Source organism: Pseudomonas sp. SIMBA_068 (assembly GCF_046534705.1).
Taxonomy (GTDB): Bacteria; Pseudomonadota; Gammaproteobacteria; order Pseudomonadales; family Pseudomonadaceae; genus Aquipseudomonas; species Aquipseudomonas putida.
Genome location: NZ_JAWRYI010000865.1, coordinates 1 through 259, shown reverse-complemented (window position 1 = coordinate 259; position 259 = coordinate 1). Strand labels below are relative to the sequence as shown.

Here is a 259-nt window from a genome sequence, read left to right as displayed (position 1 = left end):
CCGTCATCTGGCGCGACCAGCTTAAATAGTCCTGCGCCAGCATCGGCAGGTCGAGCAACCATTCGCCGGGATAATCCACAATTTCCAGATACAGCGTGGAGGTATCCTTAAAGTGGCGTAGCAGCGAATCATTCGATTTAAAACGTAGCGCCAGGCGGATTTCACTGACGCCGCGCGTTGGCGTTGGCCAGGCGGGTGGATCGCCATATAACTGCGCCAGCCCTTCGTCATAGGTGAAGCGCGGAATGCCAAAGTCACG

Annotated in this window: 1 protein-coding gene; it reads right to left on the bottom strand. The window is 56.4% G+C overall.

Translation table 11 applies throughout. The features are described from left to right. Positions 1–259 (bottom strand): YcjX family protein (locus tag SB756_RS31820; RefSeq protein ID WP_410913467.1); only part of this gene is annotated, 259 nt, incomplete at both ends.